Here is a 15,214-nt window from a genome sequence, read left to right as displayed (position 1 = left end):
CGTCATCCGCTGGAACGCCGGAACACAGAACTGGACGTGCTCTTCGATCGACTCGTCGACCTGACACGGAGGCTGCAAGCATGAATGATCCAACCGCGGACGTACCGCGAGCCTCCATCAGGGATCTGCGTGAGGGCATCGAGCTGCTCAAGCAGGAACCGGGTCAGTTCGTCTCCAGCGCCGTCGAGGTCGACCCCACCGCCGAACTTGCCGGGGTCTACAAGAAGGTGGGCGCTGGTGGCACCGTGACGCGACCCACCAGGGTCGGCCCGGCCATGCTGTTCGAGAACGTCAAGGGGTACGACATCCCGGTGATCGTCGGCGTACTGGCCTCACGCCGACGGATCGCGACATTCCTCGGAGCGGACGAGAAGCAGTTGGGCCGACACATGCTGCGCGCCATGAAGCATGCGAAAGCCCCCCTGATTGTTGATGAAGCGCCATGCCAGGAACAAATCCATCTGGCCTCCGATCCCGGCTTCGACATCCGCACACTGCTCCCGGCTCCGACCAACACGCCTGAAGACTCCGGCCCCTACTTCTGTATGGCCGTGCTGCGCGGCACCGACCCCGAGACCGGCAAGCACGACGTGACCATCCACCGGCTGTGCGTGCAGGACAAGGACGAGCTGTCGGTCTTCATGCAGACCGGTCGGCACATCGGCTTCATGTACGAGAAGTACGAAGCGATGGACAAGCCGATGCCGATCACCATCTCAATGGGGATCTCGCCAGTCGAGTACATGGCGATCTCGTTCGAACCACCGTCGACACCGTACGGCTTTGACGAGCTCGAGTTCGCCGGCGGCCTCAAGGGCGCACCCGTGGAGTTGGTCAAAGCCAAGACGGTCGAGGAATACGCGTTGGCGTCAGCCGAGATCGTGATCGAGGGCGAGATCCTTCCGAAGCGTCGGGTGGCGGAGGATCAGCACTCGGGCACGGGCTTCGCCATGCCGGAGTTCCCCGGCTATGACGGTGTGGCCAACCCTGCCCTGCCAGTGGTCAAGGTGAAGGCAGTGACCACCCGTACCGACCCGATCCTGCAGACGCTGGTCGGGCCAGGGGAGGAGCATGTGAGCCTGGCGGGCATCCCGACCGAGGGATCCCTCACTCAGGCACTCGACGACGCCTTGCCCGGGCTGGTCAAGAACGTCTATGCGCACCCGGCCGGCGGGGGCAAGTACGTGGGGATCTTGCAGGTCCACAAGAGAGACCACAACGACCAGGGACGCGAACGCCAGGCCGCCATCGTGGCGTTCGGTGCCTTCCCGGAGATGAAGCACATCATCTTGGTCGACGACGACGTCGACATCTTCGACACTGATGATGTGCTCTGGGCGATGACCACGCGGTTCCAGGCAGAACGGTCCGTCATCCCCATCCCAGGGGTGCGGTGCCATCCTCTCGATCCCTCCGCCGACCCGCAGTTCCTCTGGACCAATTTTGATCACGGGATTTCCACCAAGGTCATCTTTGACTGCACCGTGCCGTGGGAGTTGCGCGACAAGTTCATCCGCGCCCCGTTCATGGACGTCGACGTCTCCCGTTTCCTCCCGGACTGGACCGACACGGCCTGAGGCATGGAGGAATGACCCGACGGGCAAATGGTGGCGGCCCGGGTCTCGTTGAGGGCGGGCCGCCCTGCGGCGTCAGCGCTTTGCCGAGCGCGTCCTGATCATGAGGGCGGCCAGCGCCATCATCACCGCGCCGATGAGCGCGGCGCAGGCGTACATCGTGAAGCCGATGTCGGCATTGCCCGCAGCGATCAGCGCACCGCCGATCCACGGGCCGAAGATGGCGCCGAAGCGCCCCATTCCGGAGACCCAGCCGAGGGCGGTGGGACGGTCCTCGTCGTTGTGGTGGGTGCCGACCGTCGCATAGACCATGGTCTGACCGGAGAACAGCAGCAGTCCGGCGAAGAAGACGACCGTGTACAGGAGGCCGATCGACATCTTGACGCCCATGAGGTAGACGAAGACCGCGGTCAGGATGAACCAGGCGATGACGACCTTGCGCGGGCCGATCTTGTCGGCCGTGCGGCCCGCGATGAGCATGCCGCAGATGCCGCCGACGTTCAGGAACGTGGAGAAGAGGAGCGAGTCACCGGTGTCGTAGCCGAGATCGACCATGATCTTCGGCAGCCACTGGCCGACGCCGTAGACCAGGAGCAGCCCCGCGAAGGACGTCAGCCAGAAACAGAGCGTGATAGTCCACTGGCCGCCGCGGAAGAGATTCTTCAGGGCGTCGAGCTTGTCGGTGCTGCGCTCCTTCGGCTCGGGCAGCTCGGTGCCGAAGTCGGCGGCGAGTTGCCCCGCTTCGGCGTGACGGCCGCGGGTGAGCAGGTTGGTGGGCGACTCGGGCAGCATCTTGTAGGCGATCGGCAGCAGGATCAGGGCCGGTACCGCGGAGGCGATGAAGGCCGAGCGCCAGCCGAAGTCTTCGACCAGCCACAGTGCGATCAGCGGGGCCAGGGCTCCACCGGTCTGGTGTGCGGTCATGATGATGCCGGTGGCGAGGGCGCGGCGGCCGCGCGAGGTGAACTCCATGCCGTACGAGATGGCGATCGGCAGTAGCGCGCCGAGGCCGAAGCCGCACACAAAGCGGAAGAAGCCGAACTGGCCGGTGGACTGTGACCAGCCGGTGCCGAGCGTGGCAAGAGTGAAGATTGCGACGCTGGCGAAGACGGTGACGCGGCGCCCGATCCAGTTCGACGCCATACCCGAGAGGATCGTGCCGAGCAGCATGCCGAAGTTGGACCAGCTGCCGATGGTGCCTGCGACGTCGGGGGCGAGCCCGAGGCTGTGGCTGCCGAGCATCTTGGGAAGTACGGAGCCGTAGATGAACGTGTCGATGCCGTCCAGGAGGACGAGTGCCCAACACAGGGCGACGACGGCGTTTCGGCTTCGGCGGGCCGTTGGCCTGCTCGCGTCGGCGAGCGGGGAGGTGGCGGAGGAGGACATCGTTGTTTCCTCTCGTGCGGGAATCCAGGACGAGGCCTGGTCCCAGGGCTGCAAGGGCAGAGGGGGCGTGGAGTGCGGTTCGCGAGGCCGGATGTGAAACGGCCGGAGCGTGCCCCTGAGCTGCTGACTCCGCGTGGAGCCTCGAGCTCGCTGATGCGTAGACGTTAAGAAGCCATGACCGTCACGTCAACGCTTTTGTTAACAATCTCGGCAACGATTTGGCCCCGGGGGTAGCAGCCACCGCCCCCCGGGGCCAAAAGGTCGGTCAGGGGTTGATCGGTGGGGTGCCGTGGGTGTGGAAGGACTCGATGGTCTTCAGGCCCCAGGCCTGGCCCTTCTTGCGTTCTTCCTCGGTCCAGGTGATGAGCGGCCAGTCGGGGGCGAGGACGAGGCGGGTGAGCGGGTTGCACAGTTCGATGCGGTTGCCGCCGGGTTCGTAGACGTAGAGGAAGAACGTCTGCTGGATGGCGTGCTTGTGCGGGCCGGTCTCGATGAACACGCCGGTGTCGATGGCGAGGTCGGCGGCGCGCAGGATGTCCTCGCGGTTGTCGGTCGCGAAGGCGATGTGGTGCAGTCGGCCGTTGGCGCCGGTCCAGTCCTCGGTGTAGACGACGTCGTAGGACTTGTTGGTGAAGGTCAGCCAGCGGGCGGCGATGCGGCCGGTGTCGAGGCGGATCTGCTCGGTGGGGCGGGCGCCCAGGATCTGCTGCTGGTACTCGGCGTTGGCGAGGACGTCGGAGGCCAGGAAGTTGATGTGGTCCAGGCGGCGCACGCCGACGCCTCGGTTGGGCTTGGCCTGCGGCTGGTTCTTCAGGGCGGGCTTGAGCTCGTCGGGGGCGGTGTAGTGCTCGCTGTCCCAGTACAGGGCGTGTTCGTGGCCGTCGGGGTCGGTGGTGAGGTAGAGCTTTCCGATGCCGGGCTCGTCCTCGACCCACTTTCCGGTGCCGCCGGCGTCCTCGACGGCCTTGACGCGGCGCTGCAACGCCTCCTCGCTGGAGGTGCGCAGGGCGAGGCGGCCGAGGCCGGGCGTCTCGCGGGCGGTGAGGACGAGGCTGTGGTGCTCGTAGTCGTCGAAGGTGCGCAGGTAGACGTGGTCGCCGTCCTGGCCGCAGACGGTGAGCCCCAGGAAGTCGGTGAAGAAGCCGACACTGGCGTCGAGGTCGGGGGTGAACAGCTGGGCGTGGCCGACGTGGGCGATGTCGCCGAGGGGCGGAGTCATCGGGGGCCTCCTGGGGTGTGTGCGGGGCGCGGGAAGACCGTGCCGTCGAAGAGCTTGCGGGCGGTGCGGACGACGGCGGTGCGCCGCGCGGCGGGCAGCCCGTCGGGCCCGGTGGTGAGGCTGGCCTCGATGTCGGTGAAGCCGGTGGGGTGCTGGATGCGCAACCGGTCGCCCGTGGTGGGGAGTTGGGCGATGCCGTCGGCGACGCTGCCGTCGATCCGCAGCCCGGCGGCGACGCTCGCGGCGCCGAGCACGCCGATGGAGGTGTGGCAGCGCACGGGGATGAAGGTGCGGGTGGTGACGGCTCCGCCGTGCCGTGGCGCGGCGAGAAGGGTGAGCTTGGGCACGGTGGTGTCGGTGACATCACCGAGCCCCATCGCCTCACCCGCCGCAAGCCGGATCTCGCGCAGCCTGGCGGCCAGCTCCTCGTCCGCCTCCAGCTCCTTCGGGTCTTCGTACCCGGTGACCTTCAGGGACTCGGCGGCGACGAGCACGGTGGGCATGCCGTTGTCGACACACGTCGCCTCGACACCGGCGAGGGTGTCGCCGACGTTCCCGGTGGGCAGCAATGTGCCCTTGCCCGGTGGGAATTCGATGACCACGGCGGCCGCTGTGCCGGGGACGCCGGAGATCTCCGCGTCGCCGGTGTAGTCGACGCGGCCTCCGGGGGTGGGGAACGTGGCCGTGGCACGGTCGCCGGAGTTGACCATGCGGATGCGGACCGAGGTCGTGTCGTCCCCGGCGGGCACGAGGCCCCGCTCGACGGCGAAGGGGCCGACGCCGGCGAGGATGTTGCCGCAGTTCTGACGGTCCGACACCACCGGTTCGTCGACGTTGACCTGGAGAAACAGGTAGTCGACGTCGGTATCCGGATCGTCCGAGGGTGACACCACCGCCACCTTGCTGGTGAGGGGGTGGGCGCCGCCGATGCCGTCGATCTGACGGGGATCGGGGCTGCCCATGACGCGCAGCAGCAGGTCGTCGCGGGCGGCCGGGTCGGCGGGCAGGTCGTCGGCGAGAAAGTAGGCCCCCTTGGAGGTGCCGCCACGCATCAGCATGCAGCGCACCTCCTCGGGCCCGGTCACGATCCGGCTCCGGTGTGTTCCTCGTAGGTGCGGTACTCGACGCCGAGCCGCGTGAGGGTGTCGCGCAATCCGTAGCGGTCCAGGCCGAGTTGGCCCTCGAGGAAGGCGGCGCGAGTGGCGGCCTCCTTCTCCTCGCGGGCCCGCGACTTCTCGGCGGCCTCGGCGGTGCGCTCGCGCGGGACGACCACGACACCGTCGTCGTCGGCGACGATGACATCACCGGGCCGGATCGTCTCGCCGCCGATGACGACGGGCACGTTGACACTGCCGCCGGTCGCCTTGACCGTGCCCTGCGCGGACACCGCCGCGGACCAGGCGTGGAAGCCCATCTCGCGCAGTTCGGCGGTGTCCCGGATACCGGCGTTGGTGACGATGCCGCGCACCCCGCGCTTTTGCAGGGCGGTGGCGAACAGTTCGCCGAACATGCCGTCCGTGGAGGGGGAGGTGGTGGTGACGACGAGGATGTCGCCCTCGCCGCACTGCTCGACGGCCGCGTGGATCATGAGGTTGTCGCCGGGCCAGGACAGCACGGTCACCGCGGTGCCCGCGATACGCGTGTCGGACTGGTTGGGGCGCAGGTGGTGGCCGAGGAGACCGGTGCGACCCATCGCCTCGTGGATCGTGGCGACACCGTATCCGGCGAGCGCCTCGACGTCCTTGGCCTCGGCCTTGGGCGGATTGGTGATGATGACGCCGGGCATCAGGCGAGCTCCTTCGCGATCTGCGGGTAGGGGCGCATGTACGCCTCGGCCATGGTCTGGTGGGCGAGCCCGAGGTTGGGCCCGGCGTTGCGCTTGAGCTGCACACCCCGGCGCACGGCGAGGTCGGTGTAGTAGTCCCACAGGTGCTGCTGGGCCCCCAGGCACTCCATCGCCTTGCGCTTGGTCTCCCACACCTCGGTGATGTCCAGGAGCACCTCGGGCCTGAAGCCGCTCATCTCGGGCTGGTGCGGCTCGAAGTAGAAGACGGGCGGCGCACCGATGATCTCGCCCTCGCCGGGATAGCCGATGGCCTGCGCGAGAACACGGGCCTGCAAGGCCATGCGGTTGGCGGCCGGGTGGTCGCCGTTGTACGGGTCCTCGACGGGATGGGTGAGCACGACGTCGGGCTGCGTGTCGCGGTAGACGGCAACCAGCCGGTCGGTCAGCTCGCCGCTCTCCACGAGCGGATAGTCGCCCGCGTCGAAGAAGCGGACCTCGGCGCCGAGGGCGGCGGCGGCCCGCTCCGCCTCGTCGCGGCGCAGCGCCTTGATCTCGTCGAGCCTCTTGCCCTCCCGCCAGGCCTTGGCGGACTCGCCGCGCTCCCCGAACGTCAGGCACGCGATGGTCACCTTCTCGCCACGGGCGGCGGCGAGCGCGATGGCGCCGCCCGCCCGCCACACGAAGTCCCCCGCGTGCGCGGTGACCACCAGGGTCGAACGTGGCGTGGCGGCGGCGGGCGCGTGGCCGTTGGTCATGCTGCATCTCCTTGGTGACAGGTGTGCACCCGCCTCCGATGCAGAGTCAGTCGGCGCGCAACACGTCGATCACACTGCGGAGGTGGGCACGGACGGCCGTCTCGGCCGCCTGCGGATCCCTGGCCCTGATCGCCTCGATCATGGCCAGGTGCTCACCCAGGGACTGCTGCGAACGCCCCGGCCGCAGCGCCAACTGGAAGCGGTGCCGGACCAGTTGCGCGTTGAGCCGTTCCAGGAGCGTCACGGCCGTCTGCTGGCCCGAGATGTCCCGGATGCGGGCGTGCAGCTCGTGGTTGAGGTCGGAGTAGGTGACCGGGTCACCGTTCGCGACGGCCTTGGACATGGCGTCACCGAGTCCGGTGAGCTCGTCGAGCTGTGCGTCGGTGGCCTCCTCGGCCGCCTTGGCCGCGCACAGTCCTTCGAGCGCCATCCGGCACTCCGTGATCTCCACGGCCTCCTCGACCGTCACGACCCGCACCCGCGAGCCGCGGTTGCGAATCCGCTCGACCAGACCTTCGGCGGCGAGTTCCAGCAGCGCCGCGCGGATGCTCGCCCGCGTCACGTCGTACTGCTCGGCGAGTTCGTTCTCCACCAGCCGCTGAGCCGGTGACATCTCACCGCGCAGAATCGCCTTGCGCAGTTCATCCAACGCGTACTGCTTCGCCTGCTCGCCGGAGCCCGGCCGGGCTTCCTTCGGCATGTGCCCTCCCTGAGTGAGTGCCTGTCGACGCTAAATCTAGGCGAACAGAATTGTCAACAATTCTGTTCTCAATCTGTGGGGCATGCGCTGTGGGTGGGCGGCGTCCTGCAGGACTTCAGGCTGTGGCTCCGGGCTCAGGTGGGGCTACTTCTTGTGGCCGGTCACCTTCGCGACCCACGCGATGAAGTCGTCCGGGTCTTCGTTCGTGGCATGGCCCTTGTCCCAGTAGTACTCGTGGTTGACCTCGTCACCGAGGCCCTCCGCGGCCATGGCGAGGTTCGCGGAGACCGTCAGTGCGGTGTCCGTGTCGGAGGTGCCGAGTCGGATCCACCAGTGCTTGGAGCGGTTCGGGTTGCGCTCCTGCAGCAGGTGGTACATCGGGTTCATCAGCTTGAGCTTTTCGGAGATGTCGCTGTCGACACGCTTGCGTGCCAGCCCGCTGGTGTCGTTCTTCGCGCTGTATGTGGTGAAGTGACGGGCCTTGGTGGTGCCCTTGCCGAACTCGTTGTTCTCACCGGCGGACAGGTCGAAGGCGTCGAAGGCCGGCTGGGTCTTCTTCCGTTGTGCCACGTGCCTGAGGTAGTCCGCGTACGTGAAGGTGGCCCGTCCGTTCTTCCAGGTGATGAACGTGTTCTCGGCCAGGTACGTCTCGCGGTCCGAGTCCGAAAGGCTCTGGAGGTACTTGGTGGCCGACGGCTGGAGGTACTGCTGCAGCAGATAGTCGTCGTAGTTCCGGGCGGTGATCCTGCCGAAGCCGGAGCCCTTGAGGCCGCGCAGCTTCAAGCCCGCCTGGTACTCGGCGAACTGCGACCGCAGCTCCTTCGACACGGTCTGGTCTACGGTTTTGCCGGTGGACTGCGTGGGCAGGTCGCCCCAGTTCCACTCGTAGGCGCTGTCGGCGTGCTCCAGGTCGGTGATGGGGCACCATGCGCCGGTGGCGAAGATCGCGTCGGAGGCGTCGGCCGCGCCGGCCTTCTTGAGGTAGGAGGCGTAGAGCTCGCTGTCGCCCGTGGCCCCGAGCAGGGCCGAGGAGGCTCCGCCGGCGCTGGTGCCGGTGGACACGATCCGCTCGACGTTCCCCGGGACTCGGCCCTTGTTGGCGCGGATGTAGCGCACTGCGGACTTCAGGTCGACGATCACGGCGGGTGCGGTGCCGTAATAGTCGCCGTCCGCATCGGTCAGGCTGCGGCCGCGGGTGCCGGGCTCCACGACCACGTATCCCGCGACGATCGCCAGATTGGCCAGGTTGACCATGCCGTTGATGGCGCCGGTGTCACCGCCGGCTCCGCCCGATGGCGCGTCACTGGGCGTGCCGCTGTCCGGCATGCCGCTGGACATGGCGCCGCCGCCCATGCCGGTCATCTCCAGTTTGGCCTGGCCCACGCCGGTGGCATCGGCCACGGTCGACGGCATATAGGCCCCCACGGCGTTGGCCAGGACGATCGGGGCGTTCGACGCGTCGACCTTCTTGCCGTCGATCTTCACGGGAACACTGACGACCAGGCTCTGGTGGTCGGAGTCGCTCGGGTTCGCGACGTAGTTCCGGGCCTTGTAGAAGTGGTACGTCACCGAGTGCTTGGTACCGGCCGCGTCGGCGATCGACTCGGTCTTCTCCGTGTAGTCGTCCTTGTCGAAGAACAGCTTGCCGTTCGCTGACGCCTCCCCACTGCCGCCGGAGCTGTCGGTGTTCTCCGCCTGTGCGTTCAGGGCGATGCCGCCGATGGCTGCCACCCCGGCGGTCGCGCCGAGCCCTATGACGACGCTCCTGCGGTTCACTGCCCTGTGCTTCACGGTTGTCTCCTTTTCGCGGCGGGTTCTCTGCCGCCTGTGGGGGGGGCATGGGGCGGGCTTCCTCACGGCCGTGAAGGGTGCGCCGCACCCGTCCCGTCGAGTGTGAGTAATCGAGCGCTAATTTTTCAACGGTTGAAAAATTAGAAGTCGGTGAGACGGGTGAGGGCAGGAACGCTGCCGCGAGCGGGCACAATCGAGACGTGAACACCCTCGCCCCCACCGATTCTGCGGCCGTGCGCAGGGCCAACCTCTCGTTGGTCCTGCGGTACATCGCCGCTCACGGTCCGTGTGCGCGCACGGAGGTCGCCGCGGGCACCGGCCTGGTGCATGCCTCGGTGACCGCGCTCGTCGCCGATCTGATCGAGCGCGGCCTGGTCGCGGACGCGGGCGGCGTCGCATCGGGCGGTCGGGGGCGCCCGCGCCGACTGGTGAGTCTGGTACCTGGACGGGTGCGCACCACGGCCGTCCACGCGGCCTGGGGGCACATCACGGTGATGACGGCCGACTTGGCGGCCGCGTCAGGCCAGAGGCGCCAGTTCCCCAGCGTTCGGGACCCGTTCGGACCGCCGAATGCGTTGGCCGATGACATCGTGTCTGCTGTCGCCGCCCTTGACCCGCCGCGTGCTGGGGTGCACCAGTGCCGCTTGGTGATCGCCCTGTCAGGACCGGTCGCCGAGGGGAACCAGGATGCGCCGGGCCCGGCCCGGCACGCCTCACACCTCGCCCGGCTTGTCGCCGATCGGTTGCCTGGGCTGGCGTGCCCTGTCGACGTGGTCAACGACGCCAAGGCTGCCGCCCTGGCCGAGTACCACGCCCTCGCAGCGCAGGACAGCGCATTCGGGGGTGCCGTCGCGTACGTGAAGTCCGATGCCGGTGTCGCGGGCGCGCTGATCGTGGGCGGTCGCGTCTTCCAGGGCAGTCACGGCCTGGCGGGGGAACTCGGCCACATCCCGGTCTCCCTCGACGGGCCCGCCTGCCGGTGCGGCGCGGTCGGCTGCCTGACCACATACATCGGCACCCGCGGAGTCTTGGGCGCGGCCGGTCTCGCGGTTGACGGCGACACCGGCGCCGCCCTCGCCGAACTGGGCCGGCGTCTGCAGGGCAAGGACCCCCGCGCCCTCGCCGCTCTGGACCGCGCCGGACACGCTCTGGGCGCTGCACTCCAGTCGGTCACCGGGCTGAGCGATCCCGACCGCATTGTCCTCGGCGGTCAACTCGCCGACTGGCTCCCTTGGTTGAGGGCGGGCATCGACGCCCGACTCGGCCCGCGCCGTGCCGCCTTCCCGGCCCATTCCCCGACCGTCACCCCCGGCCTCCTCGGCGCGGACGCGGCCCTTCACGGCGCCCTCGCTGCCGGACGTGAGCAGATCCTGACTGATCCGGCTGTCGTACCGAAGCTCACGTGACGACGCGCCGAGCCGATGGACCAGGGCTTGGCCCTGGGGAAGGTGTACACGGGCCGGGACGACGTGACCTGGCGGTTACTGTGACGAAGTCACCTGCCACTGCACCGATGGCCACCGGCCGTCCTCTGCGGCGGCGCGCAGTAGGGCGACAAGTGCCTGCGCGACAGCCTCGGTCGCCGGGGACCGTCGGCGTGAGCGCGGCATGGCGAGTACGAGATGACGTTGGGCCTCGGGATCGTCGAGCGCTGCCATGGAGAGGTTCTTGCGTGAGACTTCGTCGGCAACGCAGATGGCTGGTAGAACCGTCCAGCCGTGGCCATGTTCGACCAACTGCTTCTGTACTCGAGCCGAGTTGGCCTCGATAGCAACGTTCGCGGTGACGCCGGCGCGAGCGGCGACCTCTTCGATCAAGGTGCGCAGTCCGTTGCCCCGTGCGGGTGCGATGACCGGATGTCGGGCCACCTCGGCGAACGACACCGGTTGCTCGGGACTGAGGCCCTCACCCGGCGGGGCAACGACCCACAGGGCTTCGGTTGCCAGCGGTGTCACCGAGATGGCGGCCGGGTCGGTGACACCGAAGAGCAACGCGACGTCGAGTTCTCCGTCGTAGAGCCACTGCCGCAGGTGACCGGCGAACGCGGTGAAGATGCGAAGTTCGATCCGCGGGTGTGTCCGTCTGAGCTGTGCGACGAGTGGTTCGGCCACGAGGTCGCTGACGCTGTCGAGCAAACCGACAGAGACGATGCCGCGCACAGCGCCGGCCTCCTCGCGTACTTCGGCCTCGGCGCGTTCCAGCTCGCTGAGCACGCGCCGCGCGCTCAGCGCCAGCCGCTCGCCCGCCTCAGTGAGCACCATTCCCGTTCTGGTCCGCTCGAAGAGCGCGACGCCGAGCTGGTCCTCGAGGGACTGGATCTGTCGCGTGACAGCCGATTGCACGAGGTGCAGGAGATTTGCCGCACGAGTGACGCTGCCCGTCTCGGCAACGGTGAGCAGGGCGTTGAGTTGTTTGAGGTCCATGCGGTCCGGTCCGCCTCCCACTCCCGCCTTCGCCGATGCCTGTCACGCATCGGGGTATCCCAAAGAATCATTCGACTCTCCCCGGAATGATCCCAGAGAATTCCGGCAGTTCAAAAGCCTCTGCCAAAGGAATGCCATGGACGATCACGTGATGGCCGAACGCCTGGCGGCGCTGCCCACAGCAGCGGTGTCGGACGCCCTCGACCGCCTCGGACTGCCCGGTTCGCTGCTCGGGATCCAGCGTCAGACCACGAGCGGGAGCGTGGCGGGCCGCGCCTTCACGGTCCGCTACGAGCCCGTCGACGATGAACAGGGAGGTACGGTCGGCGACTTTCTCGACGATGTCCGCCCCGGGGACATCGTCGTCATCGACAACCAGGGCCGTCCCGACTGCACCGTCTGGGGCGGGATCATGGCACGGGTCGCCGCCGGACGCGGCATCGCCGGCACCGTGATCAACGGCGCCTGCCGCGACACAGCGACCGCGGAGGCGGTCGGATACCCCGTCTGGTCGGTGTCCCGCTTCATGCGCACCGGCAAGGACCGCGTGCGCTGCGTGGCGGTGCAGGAGCAGGTCGTCGTCGACTCCGTACGTATCGCTCCTGGCGATTATGTGGTCGCCGACGCGGACGGTGTCGTAGCGGTCTCACACGAGCGGGTCGAGGAGGTCATTGCCCTCGCCGAGGACATTGAGCGCGTGGAGCTCGAGATCGTGGCCGCGGCTCTCGAAGGCACCTCCCTCGCCGAAGCGCGCCGCGCGTTCGCCTACCACTCCCTGCAAAGGCGGGCTGTCTGATGACCACGACCGTGCTGCACACGGAGCACACCTCGGCGACGCTGCTCGAGGCATCCCGGCGCAACATCGCGCTCGATCCCGCCCTCCGGCCCTTGTGGTCAGGGGCCCGCCTGGCGGGCCCCGCCTACACCGTGCAGGGCGTGCCCGGCGACAATCTCGCGCTGCACAACGCGGTCGCCGCCGCACCCCCCGGACATGTACTCGTCGCCGACCTGGGCGGTGGGGAGTTCGGCCACTGGGGCGAGGTACTTGCCGTGGCGGCACAGGCGCGCGGGCTGCTCGGCCTGGTCATCGACGGCGCGGTCCGGGACAGCGTCGAGCAGGCATCTCTCGGCTTCCCCGTCTTCTCCCGTGGTCTGGCCATCGCGGGAACCGCCAAGCGCTACCCCGGAATTCTCGGCCGATCGGTGTTGGCCGGCGGCAGAGTCGTCCGCACCGGCGACCTTGTCGTCGGTGACGCTGACGGCCTCGTGTCCATCCCCGCAGCCGACCAGCAAGCCGTCATCGAGAGCGCCGACCGGCGTGTCGCGCACGAGGCCCATGTCATGTCCGAACTCCTCACCGGCCGGACCACCATCGAACTGCTCGGTCTCAACCCGCTCGGGAACTAGGAGACCAGAAGGGACAGGCACGCCATGGCTCTCAACGACGAGACCTGCCCGAGTACGTCCCAGGCCACCGCCTCTACTACGGGTACGCCGCCGACCCGAGTGCGCTGGTACGGCGGCGCGCTGGTGTTGTTCGTGTGTTTCACCGCCTATCTCGACCGGATCGCATTCTCGGTCTCGGCCGACCCCATGATGACGGCTCTGGACATCACGACCGTCCAGTTCGGCTTCATCACCACGGTCTTCAACATCGGTTACTTCATCTCGCAGATACCGGGCGGGCTCCTCATCCAGCGCGCGGGGCCCCGCCGGGCGATGACCATCGCCTTGCTCGCATGGTCGCTGTGCACAGGCCTGACCGGGGTGGCGAACTCCCTGGTCGTTCTGGCAGTCGTCCGGTTTGCCTTCGGTATCGGCGAGGCGCCGGTATTCACCGCCGGCAACGCCTTCTTCGCCAACTGGTTCCCCACCCGGGAACGCGGCCGGGCCAACGCGCTCATGAACGCCGGATCCTTCTTCGGCCCGGCGATCGGGCCGATCCTGCTCGTACCGTTCATCGCGAACTTCGGCTGGCGCACCGCATTCTTCGTCTGCGCCGCCCTCGGTGGGGTCACGACCGCGTTCTGGGCATTCTTCATCCGCGACCGACCTGCCCAGCACCGTCTGGTCAATGCGGCCGAACTCCGTCTCACCGAGGAGGAGTCGGGCGCTGCCGCCCGGCCGGGGCCAGCCCCATGGTCGGCGTTCCTGCGGCAGCGCTCGTTCTGGACGCTCGCACTCGCCTACTTCGGGACACTGTGGACCGTTCAGTTCTTCATCTACTGGCTCCCGTACTATCTGCAGAAGGCGCGGCACGTACCGTTCGAGAGCGTGGGCACGTACACCGGAACGGCGTTCGCGTGCATCACAGTCAGTGTTCTGATCGCCGGCACCGTCAGCGACCGGCTGCTCCGGTCGGGGCGCACCCTCTATCAGTCGCGCAATCTCGTCGCCGCGACCGGCCTCGCCGTTGCCGCGGTCTGCTTGCTCATGAGCACCACCACCGATGATGTGGTGCTGAGCGTGATCTGGCTCAGTCTCGCGCTCGGCGGTGCCGGATTCGCCCAGACCCTGGCCTGGTCGATCGCCACCGACCTCGGCCGCTCTCACTCTCCCGCCGTCGGCAGTTGGATGAACATGTGGGGCTTCGTTGCCGCGGCCATCGTGCCGACACTCGCGCCACTGATCGCCGACAAGTTCGGCTGGGCCAGCGTGATCACCGTGAACGCCGCCATCGCCGTCCTCGGAATCGTCGCCTTCCTCCTCACCCGCACCAACAAGCCACTTACCGCTGCTGAGCCCCTCGGTACGTTCGGCAGCCCAGCCAGGTAGCAGCACGGCCAGTGCGGGCAGTTCGGAGACGATGGAAGTGTGGGCCATCGGCTCGGTGTCGTCATCAGACACTTGGGTCACATGTTGTCTTCCTCGCCTGCGAGGCGGGCGTCGCGCATCGCGTCGGTCAGCGCTGCTCCGGCCCGGATCTCGGCTTCGATGGCGGCTTCGCGCTCCTGCACCTTGTGGGCGGCTCTGAGGACTTCGGCGGCCCTGGCGCTCGGCACGACGCAGATGCCGTTCTCGTCGGCGACAACGACGTCACCGGGGTGGACGGTGACCGTGCCGAAGAGGATCGGCTCACCGGCTGACTTCTGCATCAGTCGGCCGCGCGCCGTCCTCGGTACCTGCCCCCGCGCATACACGGGAAAGCCCAGTTCGCGGGCCTGGTGAACGTCCCGACAGGCGCCGTCGGTGAGGACACCGCGGACCCCTTGAGCACTGGCGCCCAGGCTGAGGATGCCGCCCCAGGACGACACGTCGGTACGACCGTCGTTGGCGATCACCAGGACGTCCGTGGGCCCGGCCTGCGCGATCTCCGAGGTCAGGATGTGCGCGCCGCCATGCTCGCGATCGAGCGGAGCGAGCTGGACCGTGCGGGCGATGCCGGTCACTCGGGGGCGCCCCCACATCGGTGTAATGCCCCCTTGGCCTGGCGGCAGGCCGAGGCCCTCCAGGGCGTCGGACACGGCGGCGGTGTCCAGCCCCGCGAACTGAGTCAGCAAGGTGCTATCGGCATTGCTCGTGCTGTTGTTCCTGGTCATGCCAGGGAGTCAAGCAAGGATGAGGCATATGTAAAAGGTCT

The 15,214-nt window shown here is 68.1% G+C and carries 14 protein-coding genes; 5 read left to right on the top strand and 9 right to left on the bottom strand.

The features are described 5' to 3' along the window. Positions 1-80: 80 nt before the first annotated feature. Positions 81-1,577, top strand: coding sequence for a UbiD family decarboxylase (locus ACTWJ8_RS02045; protein WP_443262563.1), 1,497 nt, complete (start codon positions 81-83; stop codon positions 1,575-1,577). A 72-nt stretch (positions 1,578-1,649) separates the two neighbouring features. Here the strand turns inward: ACTWJ8_RS02045 and ACTWJ8_RS02040 are convergent, their stop codons facing one another. The 7 genes from ACTWJ8_RS02040 to ACTWJ8_RS02010 all read right to left on the bottom strand — a co-directional run bounded on the left by ACTWJ8_RS02040 (position 1,650) and on the right by ACTWJ8_RS02010 (position 9,211). Beyond that, positions 1,650-2,960, bottom strand: coding sequence for an MFS transporter (locus ACTWJ8_RS02040; RefSeq protein ID WP_443262562.1), 1,311 nt, complete (start codon positions 2,958-2,960; stop codon positions 1,650-1,652). A gap of 265 nt (positions 2,961-3,225) precedes the next feature. After that, on the bottom strand, positions 3,226-4,179 hold the full coding sequence (locus ACTWJ8_RS02035; RefSeq protein WP_356380370.1) for a catechol 2,3-dioxygenase: 954 nt from the start codon (positions 4,177-4,179) through the stop codon (positions 3,226-3,228). Next, complete coding sequence (locus ACTWJ8_RS02030; RefSeq protein ID WP_443262561.1) at positions 4,176-5,264, bottom strand: 4-oxalomesaconate tautomerase; 1,089 nt, start codon at positions 5,262-5,264, stop codon at positions 4,176-4,178. Before ACTWJ8_RS02030 ends, ACTWJ8_RS02035 begins: the two co-directional genes overlap by 4 nt. Then, positions 5,261-5,965 carry a 4-carboxy-4-hydroxy-2-oxoadipate aldolase/oxaloacetate decarboxylase gene (locus tag ACTWJ8_RS02025; protein WP_443262560.1) on the bottom strand — a complete coding sequence of 235 codons (705 nt, stop codon included), beginning with the start codon at positions 5,963-5,965 and terminating at the stop codon, positions 5,261-5,263. Before ACTWJ8_RS02025 ends, ACTWJ8_RS02030 begins: the two co-directional genes overlap by 4 nt. Continuing rightward, positions 5,965-6,720 carry a PIG-L deacetylase family protein gene (locus tag ACTWJ8_RS02020; protein WP_443262559.1) on the bottom strand — a complete coding sequence of 252 codons (756 nt, stop codon included), beginning with the start codon at positions 6,718-6,720 and terminating at the stop codon, positions 5,965-5,967. Before ACTWJ8_RS02020 ends, ACTWJ8_RS02025 begins: the two co-directional genes overlap by 1 nt. A gap of 46 nt (positions 6,721-6,766) precedes the next feature. Beyond that, entirely contained in the window at positions 6,767-7,420 is a 654-nt protein-coding gene (locus ACTWJ8_RS02015) for a GntR family transcriptional regulator (RefSeq protein ID WP_443262558.1), read from the bottom strand. 144 nt (positions 7,421-7,564) lie between these two features. Continuing rightward, complete coding sequence (locus ACTWJ8_RS02010) at positions 7,565-9,211, bottom strand: subtype B tannase (protein ID WP_443262557.1); 1,647 nt, start codon at positions 9,209-9,211, stop codon at positions 7,565-7,567. Between the two features lie 200 nt (positions 9,212-9,411). Here ACTWJ8_RS02010 and ACTWJ8_RS02005 point away from each other — a divergent pair, with 200 nt between their 5' ends. Continuing rightward, positions 9,412-10,617, top strand: a complete 1,206-nt coding sequence (locus ACTWJ8_RS02005; RefSeq protein WP_443262555.1) for an ROK family transcriptional regulator — start codon at positions 9,412-9,414, stop codon at positions 10,615-10,617. Positions 10,618-10,692: 75 nt separating this feature from the next. On the opposite strand, the gene ACTWJ8_RS02000 is transcribed toward ACTWJ8_RS02005, so the two are convergent. Then, positions 10,693-11,634 carry a LysR family transcriptional regulator gene (locus ACTWJ8_RS02000; RefSeq protein ID WP_443262553.1) on the bottom strand — a complete coding sequence of 314 codons (942 nt, stop codon included), beginning with the start codon at positions 11,632-11,634 and terminating at the stop codon, positions 10,693-10,695. A gap of 136 nt (positions 11,635-11,770) precedes the next feature. On the opposite strand from ACTWJ8_RS02000, the gene ACTWJ8_RS01995 reads away from it, so the two are divergent. The 3 genes from ACTWJ8_RS01995 to ACTWJ8_RS01985 are packed head-to-tail and all read left to right on the top strand — an operon-like array spanning position 11,771 to position 14,409. Next, the gene (locus ACTWJ8_RS01995; RefSeq protein ID WP_443262552.1) at positions 11,771-12,430 is read left to right on the top strand and encodes an RraA family protein; all 660 of its coding nucleotides are present in this window, start codon (positions 11,771-11,773) and stop codon (positions 12,428-12,430) included. Continuing rightward, entirely contained in the window at positions 12,430-13,041 is a 612-nt protein-coding gene (locus tag ACTWJ8_RS01990) for an RraA family protein (protein ID WP_443262551.1), read from the top strand. Before ACTWJ8_RS01995 ends, ACTWJ8_RS01990 begins: the two co-directional genes overlap by 1 nt. Before the next feature lie 24 nt (positions 13,042-13,065). Next, positions 13,066-14,409: an MFS transporter gene (locus tag ACTWJ8_RS01985; protein ID WP_443262550.1), complete on the top strand. Its 1,344-nt coding sequence runs from the start codon at positions 13,066-13,068 to the stop codon at positions 14,407-14,409. 77 nt (positions 14,410-14,486) lie between these two features. Here ACTWJ8_RS01985 and ACTWJ8_RS01980 read toward each other — a convergent pair whose 3' ends face one another. Further along, positions 14,487-15,173: an RraA family protein gene (locus ACTWJ8_RS01980; protein WP_443262549.1), complete on the bottom strand. Its 687-nt coding sequence runs from the start codon at positions 15,171-15,173 to the stop codon at positions 14,487-14,489. Positions 15,174-15,214: the final 41 nt, after the last annotated feature.

The organism is Streptomyces sp. SDT5-1 (assembly GCF_052245995.1).
Taxonomy (GTDB): domain Bacteria; phylum Actinomycetota; class Actinomycetes; order Streptomycetales; family Streptomycetaceae; genus Streptomyces.
This window is presented reverse-complemented; position numbering and strand designations above follow the sequence as displayed.